This is a genomic window from Rhodococcus sp. DN22, from assembly GCF_036669995.1.
Taxonomy (GTDB): domain Bacteria; phylum Actinomycetota; class Actinomycetes; order Mycobacteriales; family Mycobacteriaceae; genus Rhodococcus_F; species Rhodococcus_F erythropolis.
Window position 1 is genome coordinate 5,182,833 of the sequence record NZ_CP133326.1, and the last position, 23,254, is coordinate 5,206,086.

The following is a 23,254-nucleotide window of genomic DNA, read 5'->3' on the forward strand; positions in this document are numbered from 1 at the left end:
CGCGCCCTCTAACTACGCGGCGTGAGGAACGCACCGAGCGCGTCGGCATACATGCGGACATCTGCCGCGCCCATCAGCTCGCGGGCAGAGTGCATCGCGAGCTGAGGCGCGCCGACGTCGACGGTGGACAGTCCGGTGCGTGATGCCGTGATCGGTCCGATGGTGGAGCCGCACGGCAAATCGGCGCGGTGGACGTAGCGCTGCATCGGCACTCCCGCCTGATCGCACGCGAGCGCGAATTCGCCGGCACCGGCCGCATCGGTGGCGTAGCGCAGATTCTGGTTCACCTTGAGTACCGGCCCACCGTTGATCTCGATCCGATGAGCGGGCTCGTGGCGGTCCGGGTAATTGGGGTGCGTCGCGTGTGCCATGTCGCCCGACGCGCATACCGAGCCGGCCATCGCCTGCAGGAATTCTTCGCGGCCACCACCGCGTCCCAACACGATCCGCTCGAGCACGGTGTTCAGCAGGTCCGAGAAAGCTCCGCGATCGGACATGCTGCCGACCTCTTCATGATCGAAGAGAGCAAGCACTGGGACCTGCTGACCGGGCGACTCAGCCGCGGCCAAAAGTGCTTGTGTCCCTGCATAACACGTGCCCTGATTGTCGAGCCTGGGGGCGCTGACCAATTCCTTGTCCACCCCCACGACTGCGCTGGGCGCAAGGTCGTGTGTCATCAATTCCCAGCCGAGAACCGACGACGCGGCTACACCCGCACGCTCGGCGACAAAGCCGATGAAAGACTTGGGCTTCGAACCCACGCCCCAGATTCCGTTGACGTGCCTCTGCGGATCCAGCGTCACACCCTTGCGATCTTCGGACAGGTGGATAGCCAGCTGCGGAACACGAAGAATCGGGTCGTCGATGCGAACCAGCTTCTGCTCCACAGTGTTTCCCACCCGGACACTCAATCGTCCGGAGATACCGAGATCGCGGTCGAGCCAGGAGTTCAGCCACGCACCGCCATACGGTTCGAGGCCCACCATCTGCCACCCGGCCGAAGTGAGGTCGGGATGCTGTTTGACCCGCAGGTTCGGGCTGTCGGTATGACCTCCGACAATCCGGAACGGAGCGGTACTTCCCACACCCTCGGTGCTCCAGGCGATCAGCGAACCGCCTCGCACGAGGAAGTACCGTCCGGGCTCGGCTGGCCACGACTGCGTTTCGTGGACTTCGACGAACCCGCCGGCCGTCAGCTCGGTCGCCACCGTCGCGCACACATGGAACGGCGACGGTGACGAATCGACAAAGCTGCACAAGCCGTCTGCGTCGGCCCCGGTCGGAGAAGCCGCCCCGGCCTGAGACGTCCGAGAAGTCTGAGAAGTCATGCCCCTCATCATGCCCGAACAGGTGTCCGCGATATCAGCGGGCGCGAATTCAGTGGGCGGAATCGGGCGAGCTCAGAACCTGTCAGCTCAGGCGTGAGGACCCGACACGCAGAACTGATTCCCATCAGGATCGAGGAGCGTCACCCAGCGGAAACCGTCCATGTTCTCGCGGTGGTGCTCGGTTGCCCCGGCCTCGACGAGCCGCGCCACCTCGGCGTCGAGATCCGGACTCCCCAAATCGAGATGGATGCGATTCTTACCGGCGGTGGGGTCCGGGACCTTCTGGAATGCGAAGTTGGTGGCGCTGTCAGGGACCGCGACGATGTAGAACCAACCGTCGTTCTCCTCGACGATGTTTCCGCCCAACTGCGCCGCCCACCACGTTGCGAGCGGACCGGGATCGAGACTGTCGAAGGTGATCATGCCGAGTGTGAGAGTCATGCGCACACGCTAATGGAAGCCACCGACAAAGACTCTCGATCTCGGGCTGAGATGAGACGATCGTCGAATGCGACTCACAACGCTGCGCGACCGTGTTGCAGAACCACTCTTCGCAGTTTTCATCGCGACCGGCTTGCTCCTGAGCATCCTCGGAGTGCTCGCCTGGCGATTTGCCACGCCATCCACGCGAACAGATCATGTCGGAATCCAACCCCCACCACCGCCGCCGATGGAGGACGGCAAGACCGGATACATGTGGGTGATCGACGGCTACAGCTACTCTGACGCACCACATTGGTTCCCCGCAACTGCGTGGTTTCTGACAGTCGGAACCGCTGTCGCCGTTGCCGTCTCGGCGATACTGAACGCGACGGGATGGCGGCTGGCCCGTGACACACGCGGTAGAAAATTTGCTCTTCCGCTTGCACTTTCAGCTTTCGGCACAGCCTACGGAGTCGCGGTCGCCGTTGTCGGACGAATCTGGCCGCCCACCTTCTATTCGGTGGTCCTTCCCGAACCTCGTGACCCGCAGAAGCCCTACCCCGAATCGGCCATCATCCACTTCGACCTCGAGCCGAACCTGATCACCTTCACCGCAACAGGTCTTGCCGTCGGCCTTCTCGCGGCCGCCCTGCTTTATGTCCGGAACTACTCGCTCACACGAACGAACTAGCGGGCGCGGAGATCACTCGACCGCTTCGAGTTCCGCGACACTCCCGTCCGAGATCACCCGGACGTGGCGGGTGATCTTCTCGATCGGCCAGTCCCACCACGCAATTCGCACCAACTTCTCGATGTCTTCGGCACTGAAGCGGCGCTTGATCTCCGTTGCCGGGTTGCCGCCGACAATTGCGTAGTCCGGGACGTCGCGCGTTACGACGGCGCCAGTGGACACGATCGACCCGTGACCGATCCGGACACCGGGCATGACTGTCACGTTCCCGCCGAACCACACGTCGTTCCCGACGACCGTGTCACCGCGTGACGGCAGATCCTGCACCAAATCCATGTGCCTGGCCCAATCACCGCCCATGATCGGAAACGGGTAGGTGGAGACACCGTTCATACGATGGTTCGCGCCGTTCATGATGAAGGTGACACCGGTGGCCAGGGCGCAGAACTTGCCGATCACCAGTTTGTCGGGACCGTAGTGATGCAACACGTTTCGAGTCTCGAACTCTTCGGCGAACTCCGGATCGTCGTAGTAGGTGTACTCCCCTACCTCGATCAACGGGTTGTCGATCAACGGCCTCAGCAACACCACTCGCGGTTGCCCGGCCATCGGATGAACATTGGTGGGATCCGGCGCAGTGAAATCTGACGCAATGGGATCTGACGCGTTCACTGCTTACTCCGATCCGTCGGCGCGGTGTCGCCGACCGCAGCAAGACTATCTGGTTCCTGCTGCGATCGACCGACAAGCGAAAACGTACCGGTGTCAGCCCAAGAGACCCTTGGCGATATGGGTGACCTGAATTTCGTTGCTGCCCGCATAGATCATGAGCGACTTGGCATCACGCGCCAACTGCTCGACTCGGTACTCGGCCATGTAGCCGTTTCCACCGAACAGCTGCACGGCTTCCATCGCGACCTCGGTCGCTGCGCGCGAGGAGTACAGCTTCATCGCCGACGCCTCCGCCAGGCTCACTTTGTCTCCGGCTGCGGTGCGCTCGATCGCATTGAAGACCATGTTCTGCACGTTGATTCGAGCGACCTCCATCTCGGCGAGCTTGAGCTGGATGAGCTGGAACTGCCCGATCTCACGTCCCCACAGTTTGCGGGACTTCGCGTATTCGATGCTCAGACGGTGGCATTCGTTGATGATGCCCAGTGAGAGCGACGCGATGCCGATGCGTTCGGCGGCGAAGCTCTCCTTGGCGCTGGATTTGCCGTCCGACTTTCCGCTGTCCTCGGTCTCGCCGAGCAGACGGTCCTTGGTGATGCGGACGTTGTCGAAGAACAGCTCACCTGTGGGTGAGGAGTTCATGCCCATCTTCTTGAACGGCGGGCTCTGGGTGAGACCCTCCATGCCCTTGTCGAGGATGAAGGCGAGCACCTTGCGATCGCGACGATCAACCGACGCATCGCCCTCGTCGAGCTTTGCGTACACGATCATCACGTCGGCGTACGGACCGTTGGTGATGAAGGTCTTGTTGCCGTTGAGAATGTAGTCGTCGCCGTCGCGGCGTACGTAGGACTTCATGCCGCCGAAGGCATCCGAGCCGGAGTCCGGTTCGGTGATCGCCCAGGCGCCGACGGTCTCGAATGTCACCAGGCCGGGGAGCCAGCGTTCCTTCTGCGCGAGTGTGCCGCGGCTGCGGATAGTTCCGGCGGCCAATCCGAGGCTGACACCCAACGATGCGACCAGGCCGAGGCTGACTCCGGCCAATTCGCTGTTGAGCACGACGCCCATGCTGCCGGCGCCGCTGAAGGCGCTCGACTTCTCACCGTCACCGGAGGGCGCATCGCCGCGCTCGCGTGCCAGCGACTTCTCGAGGCCTTCGCGTGCCATGTCGGCCAGACCGAAGGTCGAGTACAGCTTGCGAATGATGTCGAACGGCGGCAGCGCACCACTTTCGAGCTCGTCGACGTGAGGTCGCACCTCTTTGTCGATAAAGCCCCGCAAGGCGTCGCGGAACATCAGGTCGGTGTCGGACCACTCGTACATGTGCCTGAACTCCAGTCGGTGAACGATCGAGAGACTGCCGAACGGCAGCCACACACCGAATATAGAACACGTTCCAAAACCGGAACAGGATTCAGCTGATCAGTCCCATTCTCTGCGAGATCCACGTCAGCTCCTGCTCGACGCCGGCCGACCACACCGAAAAGCTGTGACCACCGGGAAGCTCGAGATACCTGGCGTCCATTCCGGCCGCTTTGGCCGCTTCGTACACCTTTTGCTGACCCGGCTTGAACTCGTTGTCATCTGTTCCGACGACGAACACTCCGCCCGAGTTCGGGAACTTCCGAGTCGCCAGCAGGTCCATCGGATTCACCTTCACGAACGCCGCTTCGTCGCCGCCGAATATCTCGTCGACGGTTCGCTGTCGGTCACCGAGCGAAGGCTCCAATTGACCGGACAGATCGAGGAATGTCGGGTACACCTCGGGGTAATTGGTCGCCATCTGCAGTGAGCAGGTGCCACCGTAGGAGAGCCCGCCGATTGCCCACGCTCGCGGATTCGTGTCGATCTGGAACGCATTCGCCACCGCAGCGGGCAAGTCCTTTGCCAGATACGTGCCGACCTTGCCCTGTGACGAGTCGGTGCACAGCGGATTGGCCATCTGCGACCCTGTTCCATCGGCTATCACGACGACTGGAGCCAACCCCTCGTGATCCCGTGCAAAAGCGTCCATTGTCGCGGTCAGCTTTCCGCCCTGGAGCCAGTCCTCGGGCTTGCCAGGCTGACCTGCCATGAGCACGAGCACGGGAAGAAGCGGACGCGGATTGGTGAAGTACGACGGCGGCAGATACACCTGCGCGTCGCGCGCGGAGAATCCTGAAATCGTCCCGGGGACAGGCAAAGTCGTGACCCGTCCGCGAATCGGCATGCCCTCCGGCGCTTTCCACACAGTGTCGGTGGGATCGCCGGTGACAACAGGATCGGTCGGACCGGGAACTTCACTGAGTGAGATGCGGTCGAAATCGTCGTGTCCGAACGCAATTCCCACAGTCGGATACGCGGCGAAAACCAGATTGATCTGCGTCGCGGCAGTGATGACGACCAGAACCGTCGCGATCACGGACAGGAGCGCTTTCGCGACGGTTCCGCCCGCCTTGATTCGCGGCCCGAGAAGTAGCAGCGCGTAGATACCGAGACCGATCCACACGTAGATCGACATCTCGATGGGATCGGGGAACGGCACGATCACCTTTTCGACGGTGATCCACACGGCGATCATGATCACCAGCGCAATCAGCCCCGCGATCGGCACCGCTCTGCGGTAGTACCAGCGCACGTTCGAACCGAGCAGCCACACACCACCCAGGACCCCAAGGACAGTCAGGATCACCGGCAGCGGTCCCGAGATCAAACTGATTCGGTAGAGCCAGTCCACGTCAAGCCTCTCGCGCGTAGAAATGTCGCACGCACGAGGCTAGACGACGACGCTAGTACTCTGTATCAGGTGACATTCATCAAGGTCTGTGGCCTACGCGACGTTGACACGGTCGACCTCACGGTGGGCCTGGGCGTCGACGCCATCGGTTTCGTCTTCGCCGAGAGCGTCCGCAAAGTCGACCCCACACTCGCAGTCGCTCTGCTCGCGCGAGTTCCCGATCACATCCGTGCAATCGGAGTCTTTCTCGGCAACCCGATCGATCAGATCCTCGAGATCGCGAAGATCACCGGGCTTCGCACCGTACAGGTTCACGATCTTGTCGACGCCGAGCAAGTGCAGCGGCTGCACGATGCCGGCCTCACCGTCATCCGCGCGGTCGTCTCCAGCAACGTCCGCGACGGTTACAATCTCGACCTCGGCGAGGACGAACTCCTGATCGACGGCGCAGACGCCGGATCAGGGGTGCCGTGGAACTGGGCCCAACAGCAATCGCGCCCGCAAGGCAAGTGGATCCTGGCGGGCGGACTGTCCCCGGACAACGTTCGCGACGCACTCGATGCCACCGGAGCCTGGGGCGTCGACGTCTCCAGCGGCGTCGAATCCTCCCGCGGCGTCAAGGACCACGCGTTGATCGAGAAGTTCGTGAGCGCTGTCCGCCAGACCGATCACTCGAAATAGGACGCGTAGTCGCTGAAAGCGACTTGGCCGGTGGGACTCGCTTTCACGGCGTCGGCAACGGCCGGCGGAATGGGAGCCCAGTGTGCAGGCATCGCTGCCGCCAGTGACGGCTTCAAGATGTAGAGCAGTGCGAAGTTCACTATCCAGAGCGGCGGCGCCATCGACATGCCGACTTCCGAACTCACATTGCCTTTGGTGTTGGTCACCAGCTGCGCTGCTCCCGAAATCTGCTGCGCTGCAAATCCGTAGACTGCCTGCACCGTGTATGCCGACTGATAGAGCGCAATCAGAGTGTGCGTCGCACCGTTGTTGCGCAACCAGGTGCCCACGAAACCGCCAGGGGCGATCAGCGTATTCACCTGTCGCGTCGGCGCATCCGCGTTGGCCGGACTCTCCAGCAATCCGTCTGGATTCACGTACAACCCGTAACTGGCCAGAACCGACGGCGTCGTGCCGGAATAGAGGGGCCGCCCGTTCGTATTGGTGAGAATCCGGGCGCATTCGTCGATCACCGCGGCGTCCTCGCGATTTCCGCCGACCCCTCCGCCGGAGATGAGATCGCGATACTGCTCCTCGGTCAAAGCGTCGGCTGGCTCGAGTCCGATCTGCGCGGCAATCTCTTCCGCAGTCTGCTGACCGAGTGGCTGGTTGAGTTGATCCGGAGTAGTCATCTGCGTGGGCGCGACGCTCTCGTAGACCGGTGCCCCGGCAAAAGGGATCACGAACCCGGTATCGACATTCTCTGCAACCGGTTGCGCGCCGGCCATCTGAGTGGTGGCAAACGAAAGTACGCACACCCCAACCAAAGCCAGAACCGAGACGGTCCCGCGATGAGACCGTGCTCCACGTCTACAGCCCTCGCCTGAGAAAGCCTTGCCTGCAATTCCATTGCCGCGCATAGGTCAACCTCCCGGAACGCAGTCGGGCGAATCAACTCGAGCTTGCATCTCAGTCAAACGCTGTGACCAGCGCCGTGTCAAGACACAGGTCAGGTCGAGGCACGGCGACAGCTCGCTCGATACAGGCGACAGCTCGCCCGCTACAGTGATGCTTCCATCTGAAGTGACCTCACCCCATTTGAATTGCAGGACATCTCTGGAGGCGAGCAGTGTCTGACAAGCGCGGGACCGTATTGATCACCGGTGTCGGTCGGAGCAAGTCGATCGGAGCGAGCCTCGCATTGGGCCTTGCCGAGGATGGTTGGGATCTTGCTATCGGCTACTGGGAGCCTTACGACGAACGCGTCGGGTTCGGGCGCGGAGCGCACGATCCGCAAGACATTGCCGAGAAGTGTCGCGCACTCGGAAGCCGTGTCGACCTGGTTCCCGGAGATCTGGCCTCGCCCGACGTGGCCGATCAGCTCGTTGACGCTGCCGCAGCGCGGAACGACCTCCGTGGGCTGGTGCTCTCACATTGCGAAAGCGTCGACAGCTCGATCCTCGATACCACCGTCGAGAGCTGGGAACGACATTTCGCCGTCAACGCTCGCGCCTCCTGGCTGCTGATCAAAGCGTTCGCTGAACGGCTTCCGGAACAGCGCGACGTCAGTCAGGTGGCCGGGCGGATCATCGCACTCACCAGCGACCATGCGGCCCACAATCTTCCGTACGGGGCCAGCAAGGGCGCTCTCGACCGCATCGTCATCGCCGCCGCAGTCGAACTTGGATCACGCGGCATACGAGCCAACGTCGTCAACCCAGGACCTATCGACACAGGATGGATGACACCCGAGATCAGACAGGCCACAACCCTCCAGACTCCTGCCGGCCGGCTGGGTACTCCCGGCGACACTGCTAACCTCGTTCGGTTTCTGATGTCCGACGCCGGAGGCTGGATTACGGGACAACTCCTTCACTCCAACGGCGGATTCAGTACGAATTGAGCCTTGGCCGGACTCAGTTCAGGCTTTGTAGGTCGGTAGCGTCTGCCCGAGCCTCTTACCCATTTCGGCAGCCAAAGCCGCGAGCCCGCTGGCCGGACGCACCATGACCTCGAAATCGACGATCTTGCCGTCCTCGTCGAATTCGACCATGTCGATTCCCTTGAGACTTTTGTCGCCGATGTTCGCACTGAATTCGAGCACGACCTGCCGACCGTTGGCTCCGGCGAACTGACGGTGGTACTCGAAGTTCTCGAACACCTGGATCACCGTATTGAGAATGAGCACAACGGCATCCGCGGACTGGTACGGCTTGAATCCCGTGGGCGATCGGAACTGCGCGTCGGGCGCGACGATCGTCGGTAGCGCCGACAGATCGCCGGTTTCGATCATGGTGTGCCACAACTTCAGTGCAGCTTCGACTTTCGGTTCGAGCGTCAATTCCGTGCTCATGCTTCTACCCTTCCCTCGACGTTACCTGCCGCTTGATTTACCGGCACTTGACTTGCGACGGACCACGCACTCAACACAGTTCGCACCCCGGTCACGAGTTGCAACGGCTGATCGATCATGACGTGATGTCCGGCTTCGGGAATCTCCGCCACGATGGCCTCCGGTCCGAACAATCCGCGCATGTGCTCCATGAGTCGATCGGACACGATGCCGTTCTGAGCTCGGAAATAGGCTACGCGGCAACGTGGTTCGCTGTCGAGAACATCTTCGGCGCCTACTCGGAGAAAGAAATTCGGATCGAACTTCCACGACCAACCGCCCTCGACTTCCTCCATCGACGTGGCCGCCACATGGTCACGCACCGCAGGCAGACCCGAATCCTGCGGCGGAACGAAGCGGAAACGGCTCATCGCGTCTTCCCTGGTGGGATAAACCTTCTTGGGGCCGAACGCATTCTGGCGTCGAGCCGCCTCCTCTTCGGGCGTACGCGCCTTGAGCGGAGAATCGATGATGACAACCCCGTCCAACAGTTCGCCATGCAGATGCGAGGCCACGAAAGAAACAATCCCACCCATACTGTGCCCCACCAGAATCGGCTTGCCGTCGATTCCCCCTGCCTCGGCCGCCGCCAGCACCTCGCGAGCCCACTGGGACATCGCGTAGGCGTCGCGAGTGTCACTGTCGCCGTGGCCCGTCAAGTCGAGAGCGACGACGCGGCGCCCCTCGGCGAACTGCGGCGCAATGTGATCCCACCAGCGACTGTGGGCTGCGCCGCCGTGAATCAGCACGATTCCCGGCCCCGCCGGCCCCCAAGCCCGAAAGTGCACCGAGGCACCCTCGACCTCCACCGACCCCGTCTCGACCGGCGCTGCCAACGCCCGAGTGAACCAACCAGGCGCGTCTTCGACCACATTGCTCATCGACCGAACATACATAGTCGTCAATCGGTTCATCCAACTCTTCCCAGTTCGTGATCCATCACCTATATTGAATCCGGCCTCAAGTTCAATTCGTTTCGCCGAAGGGGAGAGATGACCAACCGCCAAGTACGCCTCGCCGCCCGCCCGACAGGACTTCCCGACGCTTCCACCTGGGAATACGTCGATGCCGAGATCCCGTCCGCCGGACCGGGCGAGTTTGTCGTCAAGGTCGAATACCTCTCCCTCGACCCCGCGATGCGCGGTTGGCTCAACGACGTCAAGTCGTACGTTCCGCCGGTCAAGCTCGGTTCCGTCATGCGCGCCCACGGCGTCGGACGCATCACCGAATCACAGCACCCCGATTACCAGGTCGGGGACATCGTGGCCGGATCCTTCGGCGCTTCCGAGTACGGCGTTTCCGACGGTACAGACGTCACTCGGGTCGACGAATCGATCGCTCCCCTGCCGACCTGGCTCGGCGCTCTCGGTTTCCCCGGCGTCACTGCGTATTTCGGATTACTCGACGTCGGAAAGCTGAAAGACGGTGACACCGTCGTCGTGTCCGGTGCCGCGGGTGCGGTCGGCAGTCTGGTCGGCCAGATCGCAAAGCTTCACGGATGCAAGGTCATCGGCATCGCCGGCGGTCCGGAGAAGTGCGCGTGGCTCACCGAGGACCTCGGCTTCGATGTCGCCATCGACTACAAGAACGAATCCGTATACAAGGCGCTCAAGTCCAACGCTCCCGACGGTATCGACGTGTACTTCGACAACGTCGGCGGAGAAATTCTCGACGCCGCTCTCTCCCGTCTGCGCCTCGGCGCTCGGGTGGTCATCTGCGGCGCCATCGCGGGCTACAACGCCACCGAACCTCAGCCAGGCCCTGCTCACTACCTGTCACTTCTCGTCAACCGCGCCACGATGGCCGGCTTCGTGGTCTTCGACTACCTCGATCGCTACGCAGAAGCACAAGAGCAGATCGGAAAGTGGATCAAGAGTGGCGAATTGACTGCTCGCGAGCACGTCGTCGACGGCGGTATCGACGCGTTCGGCGACAGCCTCAATCTTCTCTTCGCCGGAGCGAACACCGGAAAGCTGGTCTTGAAGGTCAGCTGAGTCGGCCACACACGCAGATCGGCCACCGGTATTCCGGTGGCCGATTCGCTTGGGTCAACTGACTCCGGACGGAGTGGGAACGCTGTCCTCCCCCAACCGCGGCGGGGCCGACCGATAGGTTGCCGGCGTGCCGCTCATCCGAATCGGATTGGCTACCTGCCGAGTCGGTGCATCGCGACGCGGGTCGTCGATGGACACCACCGGATCGAGATTCAGCCGTTCCGCCAGCGCTATCGCGTCGGCGATGTCGTTGAGAGGCCCACACGGAACACCTCGCTCGGTCAGTGCCTCGAACCACGAGTCCGCAGAGCCCTTGGCCAATGCAGCAGTGACGGCGTCGAACAGTTCTTCTCGATGCGCAACCCTGTCGCTGTTGGACGCGAAACGCGCATCAGCGGCAAGTTCGGAAACTCCGAGAACCTCTGTCAACGAACTGAATTGCCGATCATTGCCGACCGCGAGGACCAGCGGACGGTCCGCGGTGTCGAATACCTCGTATGGTGCGATGCTCGGATGCCGGTTGCCCATTGCCTGCGGCACCACGCCCGCGGCCACGTAGCCGGACGACTGGTTGGCCAGTGCGGACAGCAACGAGGACAACAGATTGACCTCGACGTGCTGCCCTTCGCCTGTGCGATCGCGATGGCGCAGCGCTGCAAGGATTCCCACGCTGGCATGCAGACCGGTGATGACGTCGACCACCGCGACACCGACCTTGGTGGGAGTCTTGGGATCGGGTCCGGTGATACTCATCAATCCGCCGACCGCCTGAATCAACAGGTCGTATCCCGGCAGAGAGTTGTTGCCACCGAAGCCGCTGATCGAGCAGTAGACCGCACGCGGATTCATTTCTCGGACAGCGTCGTAGCCCAGCCCCAGACGGTCCATCGTTCCCGGCAGGAAGTTCTGCACCACGACGTCCGCATTGCGAACCAGCTCACGTGCACTCTCCAGATCCTCGCGCTCGCGCAGGTCCAGAGTGACCGACTTCTTGTTGCGGTTCACCGACAGAAAGTAGCTCGACTCGTCCCCCACCCACGGTGGGCCCCAGCTGCGAGTGTCGTCCCCGACACCCGGCCGCTCGATCTTGACGACCTCGGCACCCAGGTCGGCGAGAATCATCGTGGCGTACGGACCGGCGAGGACGCGGCCGAAATCAGCGATCACCAACCCGTCGAGCGCTCCGACAGCGTCTGCCGTCACCGGAAAGCTTCTTCACCGGTGAGAGCGCGGCCGATCACGAGCTGGTGAACCTCGGACGTGCCCTCGTAGGTGAGAACGGATTCGAGGTTGTTGGCGTGCCGGATCACGGGGTACTCGAGCGTGATGCCGTTGGCGCCCAGAATGGTTCGGCATTCACGGGCGATCTTGATGGCCTCGCGGACATTGTTGAGCTTGCCGGTGCTGACCTGCTCGGGGCGAACCGTCCCGGCGTCCTTGAGGCGCCCGAGGTGGATGGCGAGCAACTGCCCCTTGCCCAATTCGACTGCCATGTCGGCGATCTTGGCCTGGGTGATCTGATACGCGGCGAGCGACTTGTCGAAGACCTTGCGATCACGTGCATATGAGATCGCAGTCTCGAGGCAGTCACGTGCTGCACCCATTGCCCCGAAGATGATGCCGAAGCGTGCCTCGTTGAGGCAGCCGAGCGGGCCGGACAGTCCGCGAGCCTTGGGCAGCATCGCCGAGGCAGGCAGACGCACGTCCTCGAGCACCAGTTCCGAGGTGACCGACGCCCGGAGCGACATCTTGTTCTTGATCTCGGGGGCGGAGAATCCCGGAGTGTCGGTGGGAACGACAAATCCGCGCACGCCGTCGTCGGTTCGAGCCCAGACCACGGCGACGTCCGCGATGGAGCCGTTGGTGATCCACATCTTGGTGCCGTTGAGGATCCAGTCGTCGCCGTCGCGCTTGGCGTTGGTTCGCATACCGCCGGGGTTGGATCCGAAATCGGGTTCCGTGAGACCGAAGCAGCCGATGGCTTCACCCGCCGCCATTCGCGGGAGCCATTCTTCCTTCTGCTCTTCACTTCCGTTGTGGTGGATCGCGAACATGGCGAGCGAGCCCTGGACCGAGACGAGGCTGCGAATGCCCGAATCGACAGCTTCGAGTTCCTGGCAGGCCAACCCGTACGCCGTGGCGCTCATCCCGGCACAGCCGTAGCCCTCGAGGTGCATGCCCAGTACGCCGAGCGCGCCCAGTTCCTTGGCCAGCTCACGAGCCGGCAGTGCTGCCGCTTCGAACCATTCACCTACGTGCGGGCGAATGCGATCGTCGACCATCTTGCGGACCGTGTCGCGGATCGCGATCTCCTCGGCGTCCAGCAGGGTGTCGATGGCAAAAAGCTCGGACAGGGACTGCGGCGTGGTCACGGGGCCTCCAGTGTTCTCGGGCGCAATCCTTTGCGAGAACGATTGCGCAATCGTTTGCATCGCCTAGAGTAGAGCCCGGTTGCGCACCCGTCAATCCCCGAACTGCCGACCGACACCGAATCAACTCAGGACCGACGCACACCAGGAGCCACGACGCAGATGACGCCCGATCCGTCGAACCGCAGCAACGGCCGTCCGCCGACGTTGCGCGAAATCGCCGACCAGGCCGGGGTCCACATCTCGACGGCGTCGCGGGTCCTCCGTCAGCCCGAGCCCGCCGACGGCTGGTCCGACTCCGCACTCCGAGTTCGTCAGGTTGCCGAGGAACTCGGTTACCAACCGAATCTGTGGGCAGCCAGCCTTCGTACCCGCAAGACCACCACCATCGGCGTCGTGATGCCGAGACTGACAGACGTTGTAGTGGCCACCATGTTCCAAGGCATCGAGGAAGCCGCCACCGCAGCCGGGTACTCCGTCTTGCTCTCCAGCCCGCCCGACGATCTGGAAGCGCAACGCAAAGCGGTCGAGTTCCTGGTGAGCCGACAGGTCGACGGTCTCATGCTGAGCAGCATTCACCTGCCGGGTACCGATTTCGTCGACTCGCTCCCCCTGCGCTCACTGCCGATCCTGCTGCTGAACCGGCACATCGACTCGGCGACGTCATCCGTCAACCGAAGCCTTCCCTTTGTCAGCGGCGACGACCGCCTCGGCGGCTACCTCGCGGGGAAGCATCTACTGGACTGCGGCTATCGCGATCTCGGAGTGATCGCGGGGCCGGATCACGCCAGCACGTCGCGGGAACGCGTCGCGGGTTTCCGCGATGCCCTGGCCGAAGCCGGTCTGGAACTGCCGCCGAACCGAATAGTGGCCTCCGAGTTCGAAGTTCAAGGGGGTGTCGATGCGGCTGCCACACTGCTCAGTGGGAACACGCGCCCTGACGCCGTTTTCACGGTGAGCGACACCATCGCGATCGGCGTACTCGGTGTGGCCCGTGATCTCGGGTTGAGCATTCCCGACGATCTTGCGTTGGTCGGCTACAACGACATTCCGGTTGTCTCCCAACTCCCGGTGCCCCTGACGACGGTCAGGTCCCCCGCCCGAAAGATCGGTGCGACCGGGCTCGAGCACCTACTGGCACTGATCTCCGGCAAGAACGTCGAATCCGTGAAGCTTCCCGTCGAACTGATCGCGCGAGCCTCCACCAGAAAGCCTGCCAGTCGCAAACTCTGAGCAGCTACCAGACCTGAGATTCGTCGATGCCCAACTGTCGCGCGTAACCGGAGTTGAGTGCGTCCCAGCCGTACTCGCGCGCCCGTTCACCCACAATCGGTCCGAAGGGCTCGCCTGCCAGAAGGGCATCGAGTACGTCGAAGCACAGATGCCACCCCGCAGCGAGCGCCGACGCCATCCCCTCGGCGCGCGACCTCTGCGTCAGCACGACGCGGGTACCGCCTTCGATCGGGGTCAGGTCCCACACCAATTCGTCCGGGCCCCACTCGTGTTCGAGCCGCCGAGTGGTCTCCACGACGTGAACGGTGACCGGCAGCGACATTTCGGGGGCGCCGTCCTCGGTGAGCATGGTGATCACCGCATCACCGGTACTGCTCAGGTTCCGATCGGCGGTGTACGGCGTCCATTGCGCCAACATCTCCGGGTCGGTGATCGCCTCCCACACCTTCTCGACGGAATACGGCAGAACCCGAGGAAAGCTGACGACTGTGTCGTCACCGTCGACGCTCACCGTGACGTCGGACAGGGCACTGGGCTGATACGGCTGAGCACTCATGGTTCGATCTCACCAGGAACCACCGACACGGGCAACCGCCCGCTGGGCGTTCAGAACGCAAACACCGCCGATGCGGCCGCGACTGTCTCCTCCACCACCGGAAATTTCACCACGGACAAGTCGTGTCGAGCTCCTTCGAACTCCACCAGACGCGTCGCGGCGGGAATCAAGGCGAGTGCTGCCCGCATCTCCTCCGTTGTCGCGAACTCGTCCTTCGAACCGTGGACGACAACGGTCGGTGTGTTCAGGTCGGGCAGGTGTTCGGTTCTGAGCTTCTCGGGCTTCTTCGGTGGATGCAGTGGATAGGAGAGAAGGACCAGGCCGTCGACAAGTCCCGGGTTCTCCGCCGCAAGCATCGACGCCTGCCGACCGCCGTACGAATGTCCGCCGAGCAGAACGGGTCCGGGCACCGAGTAGTCCTTGCGAACAGCAGCAATCACCTCGGCAATGCCCGCGCGATCCTCTGCAGCACGCGACGGATGCGGAGGCCCCGAAGCTCGACGCACCCGAAACGCGAGATCGAAGCGCAGAACTTGCACTCCTGCCGCAGCAAAGCCGTCGGCAACAGCACGCAACAGCACGGTGTCGCAGTTACTTCCTGCGCCGTGAGTCAGTGCAAGCGTGGCGACGGGCGACGCGAAGGACACAGAAGCAGGTCGATGAAGGAAACCGTGCACCGCACCTTCGTCGACCGTTTCGACAGTAGTCATGGACGCATCCTTGTCCGGCCCGCTCGGGCCTGTTCGACCGCGGCAGTCATGCTGCCCTCGTAAACCGGACCGTGTCCGGGAAACAGCACGCCGGCAGGTACAGCGGCGATATTGTCCAACGCCTGGTCCGTCGCTTCACGGTCATGATTGAAGGGGCACACCAGAAATTGTGGTCCGGCGACGGTCGACGTCCCATGTCCGGTCACCAGAGCGTCACCCGACGCGATCACTCCTGCGTCGGGAACAAGGTAAGCGCTGTGGCCGTCGGTATGCCCATGAGTGGGAATCGGCACGATCCGACCGGGAACGTCCAGCGCACCACCGGACGCAAAGGACTGTGCCCGAGGCAGTTCCGCACCTTTCAACGCGCCGACTCCGATCACGTCGCGAAGCCATTTCGGAGCACCTCGCCGCCACAACAGCAACGGAACTCCGGCCGGCGACAACTGTTGCAGATACTCCCTCTTCGCATGCGGCACTTCCAACGGATCCATCAGGACCGGAACCTCGAGCCGAGTCACGATGTCCGCGATCCCACCGATGTGATCGATGTGCGCGTGAGTGACGAGAATTGCCCGAACATCCCCGAGCTGGTGACCGATCTGTTCGATCGAGCGTTCGACGTCGGTGCCGTTGGCCGGATATCCGCCGTCGATCAAGGTCAGATCGGACCCCTCTTCGACCAGGACCCAATTGGCGTGACCGCACCGAACCAGATGTGTGTTCTCGATCTGCGTGATCGACAGTGCCGCAGTAGTCATGCTTGGTAGTCTGCGCCACGTGTCGGAATCCGTGAAGCAGGCCAGCAGCCGCAGCATTCGAGATCGCGCCGAAGCATCCTTGGTGGCAGCCGCATTCGCACTGCCCAGCGCGGTGAAACGTCGAATCACCGGACCACCCGTCGTCATCGAGGGCAACACGCTCGACGCCGACGCACACCTTCTGCTCACGCTCGCGAAGACGCGGCCACTCCCCTCGCATTCAACCGATCCCCAGTCACTCGCCGCTGCTCGCGCCAATCTCACCCGAACCGCGATCATGATGGGCGGCAGGCCCACGCCCGTCCACACCGAGGAGATCTCCGTTTCGGGTGCCGACGGCCCGCTTCGCGCCCGGCTCTACGTCCCGACAGCCGACACCGGCGCTCTGCTCGTCTACTTCCACGGCGGCGGGTGGGTACAGGGCAGCATCGAATCCCACGATGCCCCGTGCCGTCTGTTGGCCGAAACCTCCGGCGCACGGGTCATCTCGGTCGACTACCGGCTCTCACCCGAATTCGCTTTCCCCACACCGGTACACGATGCCTATGCCGCCTACCTCGATATCGTCGACCGCGCCGACGAGTTCTGCGCAGACCCGACGCGCATCGCTGTCGGGGGCGACAGCGCGGGCGGGCATCTTTCCGCAACGGTCGCGCTGCGTGCCCGCGACGACGGCAAGACCCCACCGGCGGCGCAGCTGTTGATCTACCCCGCGACCGACTTTCACGAGAAGGCCCCCTCGCGAACGACGTTCGGTGAAGGTTTCTTCCTGACCGAGGCCAACATGAACTTCTACGAGTCCAGCTTCCTCGGCAGCAATGCCGATCGACTCGATCCGATGGTGTCGCCGCTACGCGCCCCCGACGCGACCGGACTGCCGCCGGCCATCGTGATCACGGCGGGATTCGATCCACTCCGGGACGAAGGCGAAGCCTACGCAGCTCGATTGCGCGACAACGGTGTTCACGTGACCGATCGACGCTATCGCGGGTTCATCCACGGCTTCGTCAACATTCTGGGACCGAGCGCCGGTTCGCGCACCGCCGTCGCCGAGATCGGCGGAATGCTCCGCGTTCTACTCACCCACCCAGCAAAATCTCCCGCAACGTATCCACCAGCGGATCAACCGGCAGCTCAGGGCTGATCGCACGCTGTAGCCCCAAACCGATTCCGACGCTGAGTATGCGCAGTGCCGCGGCGTTCGGGTCCAGTGCCGGCGTCACGCCGTTGGACTCGGCAAGATGTTGCACCACTCCGGCAATCAATCCGCGCACCTGATCGGCACCCGTCGCGATCTTTTCGCGGATCTCTTCGCTGTGCCGCGATCGCACCGAGAACTCGACTTCGAGCAACGTCCATCTCTTGTCCCCGATGGTTCGCTCGGCCCATCGCGCGAACTCGGCCACCGCGTCGTCGAGCGTCGAATTGGCTCCGAGCTGTGAGGTGATCTCGCCGACCTTGGTCAACCTGATTCGGCCGAGCACCTCGGCGCACAACTCGTCCTTGTTCTTGAAGTTCGAGTACACCGCACCTTTGGAATAACCGGCATCCTCGGCGATCTGATCGAGCGACGCGGCGGCGTACCCGCGATCGAGGAAATGTTCGACGGCCGTCGCCAACAAGGTCTCGCGGGTCATCGCCTGCGCTTCCTGCCTGGTCAATCGCGCCATCGGAACCTCCTCGCGGTTCTGAGTATCGAGATTCCAACGGTAGCCGAATACCGGAAGCGCACCGCAGGCGCACTCCCGAAACCCAAATTTGGGGTACCCACGTTATTCAGATACTGATAGTCTCCGAAATATGACTTCAGAAGTGACCGGCACCACCGCGCCCGGGTCCGGACGACACAGCGCGCCTAGACGGGGATTGGCAATCGGATGCGGCGGCACCCTCGGCTTCGCCTGGACCGTTGCTGCCCTCGCCTCGGTTCGGGACGCCCTCGACTGGGATCCCCGCGAAGCCACCGCCATCATCGGCACGTCCGCCGGAGCCGAGTTCGTGACAATGCTCGGCAGCGGAGTCGGCGTCGACGAGTTGGTAGCCATGCAACTCGGAGAGCCCGCCGCACGTCCCGAACTCCTCGCCCACACAGCATCGGCGCCCGGAAGAATCCCGCCACTTCCGAGTTTGGGGATCGGCAATCCACGACTGGTGACACGTCGAGATCTTCCCGTTCTGAGCCGGATGAGCGGTATCGCACCGCGTGGTGGCGGCGACCCGTCCTGGCTCACCACGCTCGCCGAATCTCTTGCCCCTGGCGATTCGTGGCTCCCACATCCGTGCGCGTACATGGTATCCATGGACTACAGAACCGGGCGACGGGTCGCGTTCGGGGCACAGGGGGCTCCGAAAGCGACAGTCGGTGAAGCGCTTCGAGCGTCTTGGGCGATTCCCGGCTGGTTCCCACCTGTCACCATCGACGGCGTCAGGTACATCGACGGCGGCGCGGCGTCCACGGCATCGGTAGACCTCCTGCTCCCCCTCGAACTCGACGAGCTGGTTGTACTGGCGCCCATGGCATCTCGAACACTGAAGCCGGCGCGCGGCGCCGCCCGTATCGAACGCGGCGCCCTGCGGAACTCCATGTCCAAGGGCCTCGACCGGGAAATCGAACTGGTGCGCGCTGCGGGAACCAGGGTCTTGCGCATAGACGCCACCGACGACGATCTCGCCGTCATGGGCGCCAACTTCATGGACGGCCGACGGCGGCTCGCCACCTTCGAATCATCCCTACGTACAACACGTGCGAGCGTGAAACGCGAACTCGATGCGCGCCCGTTCCACTCCACCCCGTCCCACCAGTGAAAGCGCAGACTCAGTGAACAACAGAACTGACCACTTCGAGGTCGTGATCATCGGTGGGGGGATCTCCGGGATCGGTGCAGCAATTCACCTGCAGCGCCTCGGGATCGACAATTTTGTCCTGCTCGAGAAAGCGGACTCCCTCGGCGGCACCTGGCGCGCCAACACCTATCCCGGTTGTGCCTGCGACGTCCCGTCCGGCCTGTACTCGTATTCCTTTGCCGCCAATCCGGATTGGACCCGACTGTTCGCGGAGCAGCCGGAGATCCGCGAGTACATCGAGGACACGGCCGTCCGCCACGGGGTCGACAAGCACGTTCGCTTCGGGGTCGAAATGCTCTCCGCACAGTGGGACGCATCGCAATCACTCTGGAAGATCACAACTTCCAGCGGTGAACTCACTGCTCGTTTCGTGATAGCCGCCGCCGGCCCGTGGAACGAACCCTTGACGCCGGCGATCCCCGGGCTGGAAACGTTCGAGGGCGAGGTGTTTCATTCCTCGCAGTGGAATCACGACTACGACTTGACCGGAAAGCGCGTCGCCGTCGTAGGTACCGGCGCTTCCGCAGTCCAATTCGTGCCGCGCATCGTCTCCGACGTGTCCGCCCTTCACCTTTACCAACGCACCGCTCAATGGGTCCTTCCCAAACCCGATCACTACGTACCGCGGATCGAAAGGTCCGTCATGCGATTCGTACCGGGAGCGCACAAGGCTCTACGCAGCATCGAATACGGAATCATGGAAGCGCTTGGATTGGGGTTCCGCAATCCGTGGATCCTGCGTATCGTGCAGAAACTCGGGTCGGCCCAATTGCGCTTGCAGGTGCGCGATCCGAAGCTACGCAAGGCGCTGACTCCCGACTACACCCTCGGTTGCAAGCGACTACTCATGTCGAACTCGTACTACCCGGCCCTCGGCAGACCCAACGTGACCGTCCATGCCAACGCAGTCGAAGAGATCCACGGCAACACCGTGATCGGAGCCGACGGAGTGGAATCGGAAGTGGACGCGATCATCTTCGGAACGGGCTTCCACATCCTCGACATGCCCATTGCATCAAAGGTATTCGACGGAGAAGGTCGATCACTCGACGATCATTGGCAGGGAAGCCCGCGGGCGTACTTCGGTTCCGCCGTCAGCGGATTCCCCAACGCGTTCATTCTGCTGGGCCCGAGCCTCGGCACCGGACACACGTCGGCCTTCATGATTCTGGAAGCCCAACTGAACTATGTGGCACAGGCGATCGGCCACGCTCGTCGGCACGGCTGGAAAACCATCGACGTGCGCCCGGAAGTACAGGCAGCCTTCAACTCTCAAGTTCAGGAGGCATTGGGTACCACGGTCTACAACGCCGGTGGTTGCGAAAGCTATTTCTTCGACGTCAACGGCCGCAACAGCTTCAACTGGCCGTGGTCGTCAGGAGCCATGCGTCGACGGCTACGGGCCTTCGATCCATACGCCTACAACCACACGCTGTCCGACAACCCTGCGTCAGACGACACCCCCGCTGAGCCCACCACCACCCCCCGAACCGGAGTACACCACATGAGCCTTTTCGGCACCACCTACCCGCCGATCGATCTCGACGGAGCAGTCGTCGTCATCTCCGGAGGTGGCCGCGGAATCGGCCGGGCCACAGCGGAGTTGTTCGCAGCTCGCGGCGCACTCGTCTGCGTCGGCGACCTCGACGAGGAGACGGCCGTCGACACCGCCACATCCATCGGCGCACGGGCCCGCGGGCACGCTCTGGACGTCACCTCACGCGAATCCTGGGATGTGTTCGTCTCCACAGTGATCGGCGAATTCGGTCACATCGACATTCTGGTCAACAATGCGGGCGTGATGCCGCTCGGCAGCTTCCTCGACGAGTCCGACGCCACCAGTCGAGTAACCCTCGACGTCAATGTCTGGGGCCCGATTCACGGGATGCGCACCGTGCTGCCCGGCATGGTGGATCGGCGACGCGGCCACGTCGTCAACATCGCATCCATGGCAGGCAAGCTACCGGTGCCAGGAATGGCCGTGTACAACGCAAGCAAGTTCGGTGCGGTGGGCCTTTCCGCCTCTGCTCGTGTCGAATTCGCAGATTCCGGCGTCAGCGTCAGCGCCATCCTGCCCAGCGCGGTGCGCACCGGGCTCTCCTCCGGTGTGCCACTCGGAAAGGGCATGCCGACGGTTGAACCCGAGGTCGTGGCCAAAGCTGTCGTCGACACGGTCGCGCACCGGCGGGCCGAAACTACTGTTCCGCGTTACCTTGCGGGCTGGGACCTCATCGACGCTGTAGTACCCGAATGGATGATAAACATCGGACGCCGGGTGATCGACGATCGCCGCGCGCTGACATCGGTAGATCCGAACGGGCGTGCGGACTACGAAAAGCGAGTGGCACGTCAGGCCGAAAACGAGGAGCACGATCGGAGATGAAGCGGGTAGTTTCGTGGCCATGTACATCCGCCGCGAAACTTCTTCCGACCGTGACGCAATCTATTCACTGCTCGGGGCGGCGTTTGCCGACCAAGCGCCGCCCGGCGAGTCTCCCTACGAGATCGAACTGACACGTCAGCTCTTCGCCTCGAACGACTACTTACCGAAGTTGTCCCTTGTCGCCGTCGCCGGTGATGAGATCGTTGGTTTCGTAATCGGAACACGCGGATGGGTCGGTCCCGTTGAGGCGGTTGGCCTCGGCCCGTTGGCAGTCACACCGGACAACCAACGCAGCGGCGTCGGTTCGGCGCTGATGCACGCGGTGATCGGTGCGTCCGACGCTCTGGACGTGCCACTGCTCGCCCTCCTGGGCAGCACCGAGTACTACCCGCAGTTCGGGTTCGTCACCAGCACGGACGCCGGGATCGAGTCTCCGGAAGCCGAGTGGGGCGAGCACTTTCAGATCAGGACCCTCACCACGCACCGCCCCGATCAGACGGGGAAGTTTTCATACGCAGCGCCGTTCGGGGTCGCTTGACCCTCAGCGCGATGTAAGAGTTCTTTGACATCCAGCGCACGTAGACCTACGCTCAGGCATGTCAAAGAACTCTTACACCTGGGAGGCTTCATGAGCACCACGGCACGGTGGAGCCTGATCATCGGTATCGGCGTCGCAGCAACGCTAGCCTTCAGCTTTTTTGCAGCATTGACCGCCGATGATCGGAAGACGTTGGCCTTCATCGTCTTCGCAATCGTCATGGCACCGGCTTGTATCGGGTCGGCGTGGGCCCTTTTTCCATCGGAGAACGACAAGGCCCCCGCCTACCCCGAGGACACCGTCGAAACAGAATGGAGTCGCAAGGCCGGCTTCGGCGCGTTCACCGACTTGATCACTGCCATGGGGATCGCGCTGATCGCGCACAATGTCTTCGGCGCTCCCGAACTGCCGCTCGTAATGTTTACAGCCCTCGGTCTGGCCGACTTCGGAATCCGGTACTGGGCAGTGTCGAGGGACCGCACCCCACATTCGAGATCTGACGAGATCTGATGCGCAACAACCTTCAAGAACTTCGTACGGCAGCCGGATTGTCACAGCAAGCGTGCGCCGACGCGCTCGGCATCACACGCCAGACCGTCATCTCGATCGAGAAGGGACACTTCGACCCGCGTCTGTCACTGGCGTTCCGAATCGCCGAATACTTCGACAAACGCGTAGACGACATTTTCTCCAGCTGACGCCGTCTCGAACTGACGGAAGATCAGTCGAGCTGCGGTTTCAGTCGAGCTGCGGTTTCAGTCGAACAGAGTTGGCGATCCGTTTTCGTCCTTCCCGTCTTCGACGGCCGTTGCCTTCTTGCCCGAGCCCTTGCGGACGACGGTCAACGTCGTCGTTCGACGCGACAACCTGTGCCCGTCACTGTGTTCGAGCAGCGCCATCCCCTGGCGAACTTCGACTACCGTCCACGGACCCGCATGGCCGGCTGCCTGCACGAGGTCACCGGACTCCACCTCAGTTGCCATG

General features: G+C 62.7%; 25 protein-coding genes and 2 pseudogenes. 12 read left to right on the forward strand and 15 right to left on the reverse strand.

What is annotated here, in order from left to right; translation table 11 throughout:
• Nucleotides 1–8 precede the first annotated feature (8 nt).
• Complete coding sequence (locus RA302_RS23675) at nt 9–1,328, reverse strand: M18 family aminopeptidase (protein WP_037125764.1); 1,320 nt, start codon at nt 1,326–1,328, stop codon at nt 9–11.
• 87 nt (nt 1,329–1,415) lie between these two features.
• Complete coding sequence (locus tag RA302_RS23680; protein WP_020970627.1) at nt 1,416–1,769, reverse strand: VOC family protein; 354 nt, start codon at nt 1,767–1,769, stop codon at nt 1,416–1,418.
• Between the two features lie 67 nt (nt 1,770–1,836).
• On the opposite strand from RA302_RS23680, the gene RA302_RS23685 reads away from it, so the two are divergent.
• Nucleotides 1,837–2,442 carry a hypothetical protein gene (locus RA302_RS23685; RefSeq protein WP_030535236.1) on the forward strand — a complete coding sequence of 202 codons (606 nt, stop codon included), beginning with the start codon at nt 1,837–1,839 and terminating at the stop codon, nt 2,440–2,442.
• A 12-nt stretch (nt 2,443–2,454) separates the two neighbouring features.
• Here RA302_RS23685 and RA302_RS23690 read toward each other — a convergent pair whose 3' ends face one another.
• From RA302_RS23690 to RA302_RS23700, 3 genes are all read right to left on the reverse strand, one after another.
• Nucleotides 2,455–3,051, reverse strand: coding sequence for a CatB-related O-acetyltransferase (locus RA302_RS23690; protein WP_037125853.1), 597 nt, complete (start codon nt 3,049–3,051; stop codon nt 2,455–2,457).
• A 156-nt stretch (nt 3,052–3,207) separates the two neighbouring features.
• Nucleotides 3,208–4,437 (reverse strand): acyl-CoA dehydrogenase family protein, encoded by a 1,230-nt coding sequence (locus tag RA302_RS23695; RefSeq protein ID WP_007733810.1) that lies wholly within the window; start codon nt 4,435–4,437, stop codon nt 3,208–3,210.
• A 91-nt stretch (nt 4,438–4,528) separates the two neighbouring features.
• The gene (locus RA302_RS23700; RefSeq protein WP_030535234.1) at nt 4,529–5,830 is read right to left on the reverse strand and encodes an alpha/beta hydrolase-fold protein; all 1,302 of its coding nucleotides are present in this window, start codon (nt 5,828–5,830) and stop codon (nt 4,529–4,531) included.
• A gap of 69 nt (nt 5,831–5,899) precedes the next feature.
• Here RA302_RS23700 and RA302_RS23705 point away from each other — a divergent pair, with 69 nt between their 5' ends.
• Complete coding sequence (locus RA302_RS23705; RefSeq protein WP_030535233.1) at nt 5,900–6,511, forward strand: phosphoribosylanthranilate isomerase; 612 nt, start codon at nt 5,900–5,902, stop codon at nt 6,509–6,511.
• Here RA302_RS23705 and RA302_RS23710 read toward each other — a convergent pair.
• Nucleotides 6,499–7,410 (reverse strand): hypothetical protein, encoded by a 912-nt coding sequence (locus RA302_RS23710; RefSeq protein WP_030535232.1) that lies wholly within the window; start codon nt 7,408–7,410, stop codon nt 6,499–6,501. The two genes, RA302_RS23705 and RA302_RS23710, sit on opposite strands and share 13 nt — an antisense overlap.
• Before the next feature lie 209 nt (nt 7,411–7,619).
• Here RA302_RS23710 and RA302_RS23715 point away from each other — a divergent pair, with 209 nt between their 5' ends.
• Nucleotides 7,620–8,393 carry an SDR family oxidoreductase gene (locus RA302_RS23715; protein WP_003940420.1) on the forward strand — a complete coding sequence of 258 codons (774 nt, stop codon included), beginning with the start codon at nt 7,620–7,622 and terminating at the stop codon, nt 8,391–8,393.
• A gap of 18 nt (nt 8,394–8,411) precedes the next feature.
• Here the strand turns inward: RA302_RS23715 and RA302_RS23720 are convergent, their stop codons facing one another.
• Together RA302_RS23720 and RA302_RS23725 are read right to left on the reverse strand one after the other, a co-directional pair.
• Nucleotides 8,412–8,843, reverse strand: a complete 432-nt coding sequence (locus RA302_RS23720; protein WP_003940510.1) for a nuclear transport factor 2 family protein — start codon at nt 8,841–8,843, stop codon at nt 8,412–8,414.
• A complete protein-coding gene (locus RA302_RS23725) occupies nt 8,840–9,763 on the reverse strand; it encodes an alpha/beta hydrolase (protein ID WP_030535231.1) in 924 nt (307 codons plus the stop codon). Before RA302_RS23725 ends, RA302_RS23720 begins: the two co-directional genes overlap by 4 nt.
• Nucleotides 9,764–9,874: 111 nt before the next feature.
• On the opposite strand from RA302_RS23725, the gene RA302_RS23730 reads away from it, so the two are divergent.
• Nucleotides 9,875–10,876, forward strand: a complete 1,002-nt coding sequence (locus RA302_RS23730; protein ID WP_003939765.1) for an NADP-dependent oxidoreductase — start codon at nt 9,875–9,877, stop codon at nt 10,874–10,876.
• Nucleotides 10,877–10,930: 54 nt separating this feature from the next.
• Here the strand turns inward: RA302_RS23730 and RA302_RS23735 are convergent, their stop codons facing one another.
• Together RA302_RS23735 and RA302_RS23740 are read right to left on the reverse strand one after the other, a co-directional pair.
• On the reverse strand, nt 10,931–12,079 hold the full coding sequence (locus RA302_RS23735; protein WP_003939934.1) for a CoA transferase: 1,149 nt from the start codon (nt 12,077–12,079) through the stop codon (nt 10,931–10,933).
• On the reverse strand, nt 12,076–13,248 hold the full coding sequence (locus RA302_RS23740; protein WP_003939770.1) for an acyl-CoA dehydrogenase family protein: 1,173 nt from the start codon (nt 13,246–13,248) through the stop codon (nt 12,076–12,078). Before RA302_RS23740 ends, RA302_RS23735 begins: the two co-directional genes overlap by 4 nt.
• Before the next feature lie 159 nt (nt 13,249–13,407).
• Here RA302_RS23740 and RA302_RS23745 point away from each other — a divergent pair, with 159 nt between their 5' ends.
• Entirely contained in the window at nt 13,408–14,478 is a 1,071-nt protein-coding gene (locus RA302_RS23745; protein ID WP_030535230.1) for a LacI family DNA-binding transcriptional regulator, read from the forward strand.
• Nucleotides 14,479–14,482: 4 nt separating this feature from the next.
• On the opposite strand, the gene RA302_RS23750 is transcribed toward RA302_RS23745, so the two are convergent.
• Genes RA302_RS23750 through RA302_RS23760 form a run of 3 tightly spaced genes read right to left on the reverse strand, consistent with a single transcriptional unit; the run spans nt 14,483 to nt 16,505 of the window.
• Nucleotides 14,483–15,034: an SRPBCC family protein gene (locus RA302_RS23750; protein WP_030535229.1), complete on the reverse strand. Its 552-nt coding sequence runs from the start codon at nt 15,032–15,034 to the stop codon at nt 14,483–14,485.
• Nucleotides 15,035–15,084: 50 nt separating this feature from the next.
• Complete coding sequence (locus RA302_RS23755) at nt 15,085–15,744, reverse strand: alpha/beta fold hydrolase (protein ID WP_003939749.1); 660 nt, start codon at nt 15,742–15,744, stop codon at nt 15,085–15,087.
• A complete protein-coding gene (locus RA302_RS23760; RefSeq protein ID WP_030535228.1) occupies nt 15,741–16,505 on the reverse strand; it encodes an MBL fold metallo-hydrolase in 765 nt (254 codons plus the stop codon). Before RA302_RS23760 ends, RA302_RS23755 begins: the two co-directional genes overlap by 4 nt.
• 19 nt (nt 16,506–16,524) lie before the next feature.
• On the opposite strand from RA302_RS23760, the gene RA302_RS23765 reads away from it, so the two are divergent.
• Nucleotides 16,525–17,649: an alpha/beta hydrolase gene (locus tag RA302_RS23765; RefSeq protein ID WP_230587448.1), complete on the forward strand. Its 1,125-nt coding sequence runs from the start codon at nt 16,525–16,527 to the stop codon at nt 17,647–17,649.
• Here RA302_RS23765 and RA302_RS23770 read toward each other — a convergent pair.
• Complete coding sequence (locus RA302_RS23770; RefSeq protein ID WP_030535226.1) at nt 17,585–18,175, reverse strand: TetR/AcrR family transcriptional regulator; 591 nt, start codon at nt 18,173–18,175, stop codon at nt 17,585–17,587. The genes RA302_RS23765 and RA302_RS23770 overlap by 65 nt on opposite strands.
• 130 nt (nt 18,176–18,305) lie before the next feature.
• On the opposite strand from RA302_RS23770, the gene RA302_RS23775 reads away from it, so the two are divergent.
• The 6 genes and pseudogenes from RA302_RS23775 (at nt 18,306) to RA302_RS23800 (ending at nt 22,968) form a co-directional block, all read left to right on the forward strand.
• The gene (locus RA302_RS23775) at nt 18,306–19,310 is read left to right on the forward strand and encodes a patatin-like phospholipase family protein (protein WP_042451435.1); all 1,005 of its coding nucleotides are present in this window, start codon (nt 18,306–18,308) and stop codon (nt 19,308–19,310) included.
• Nucleotides 19,273–20,802: pseudogene (locus RA302_RS23780) on the forward strand (NAD(P)/FAD-dependent oxidoreductase); the annotation flags it as partial. The gene RA302_RS23775 and the pseudogene RA302_RS23780, both read left to right, overlap by 38 nt.
• 93 nt (nt 20,803–20,895) lie before the next feature.
• Nucleotides 20,896–21,732 (forward strand): annotated as a pseudogene (locus tag RA302_RS23785) (SDR family oxidoreductase); the annotation flags it as partial.
• Between the two features lie 19 nt (nt 21,733–21,751).
• Nucleotides 21,752–22,270 carry an N-acetyltransferase gene (locus RA302_RS23790; protein ID WP_003940356.1) on the forward strand — a complete coding sequence of 173 codons (519 nt, stop codon included), beginning with the start codon at nt 21,752–21,754 and terminating at the stop codon, nt 22,268–22,270.
• Between the two features lie 90 nt (nt 22,271–22,360).
• The gene (locus RA302_RS23795) at nt 22,361–22,780 is read left to right on the forward strand and encodes a hypothetical protein (protein ID WP_030535224.1); all 420 of its coding nucleotides are present in this window, start codon (nt 22,361–22,363) and stop codon (nt 22,778–22,780) included.
• Nucleotides 22,780–22,968, forward strand: a complete 189-nt coding sequence (locus RA302_RS23800; RefSeq protein ID WP_003940277.1) for a helix-turn-helix transcriptional regulator — start codon at nt 22,780–22,782, stop codon at nt 22,966–22,968. The genes RA302_RS23795 and RA302_RS23800 overlap by 1 nt, the downstream gene beginning before the upstream one ends.
• 57 nt (nt 22,969–23,025) lie before the next feature.
• On the opposite strand, the gene RA302_RS23805 is transcribed toward RA302_RS23800, so the two are convergent.
• Nucleotides 23,026–23,253: a hypothetical protein gene (locus tag RA302_RS23805; RefSeq protein WP_030535223.1), complete on the reverse strand. Its 228-nt coding sequence runs from the start codon at nt 23,251–23,253 to the stop codon at nt 23,026–23,028.
• Nucleotide 23,254: the final 1 nt, after the last annotated feature.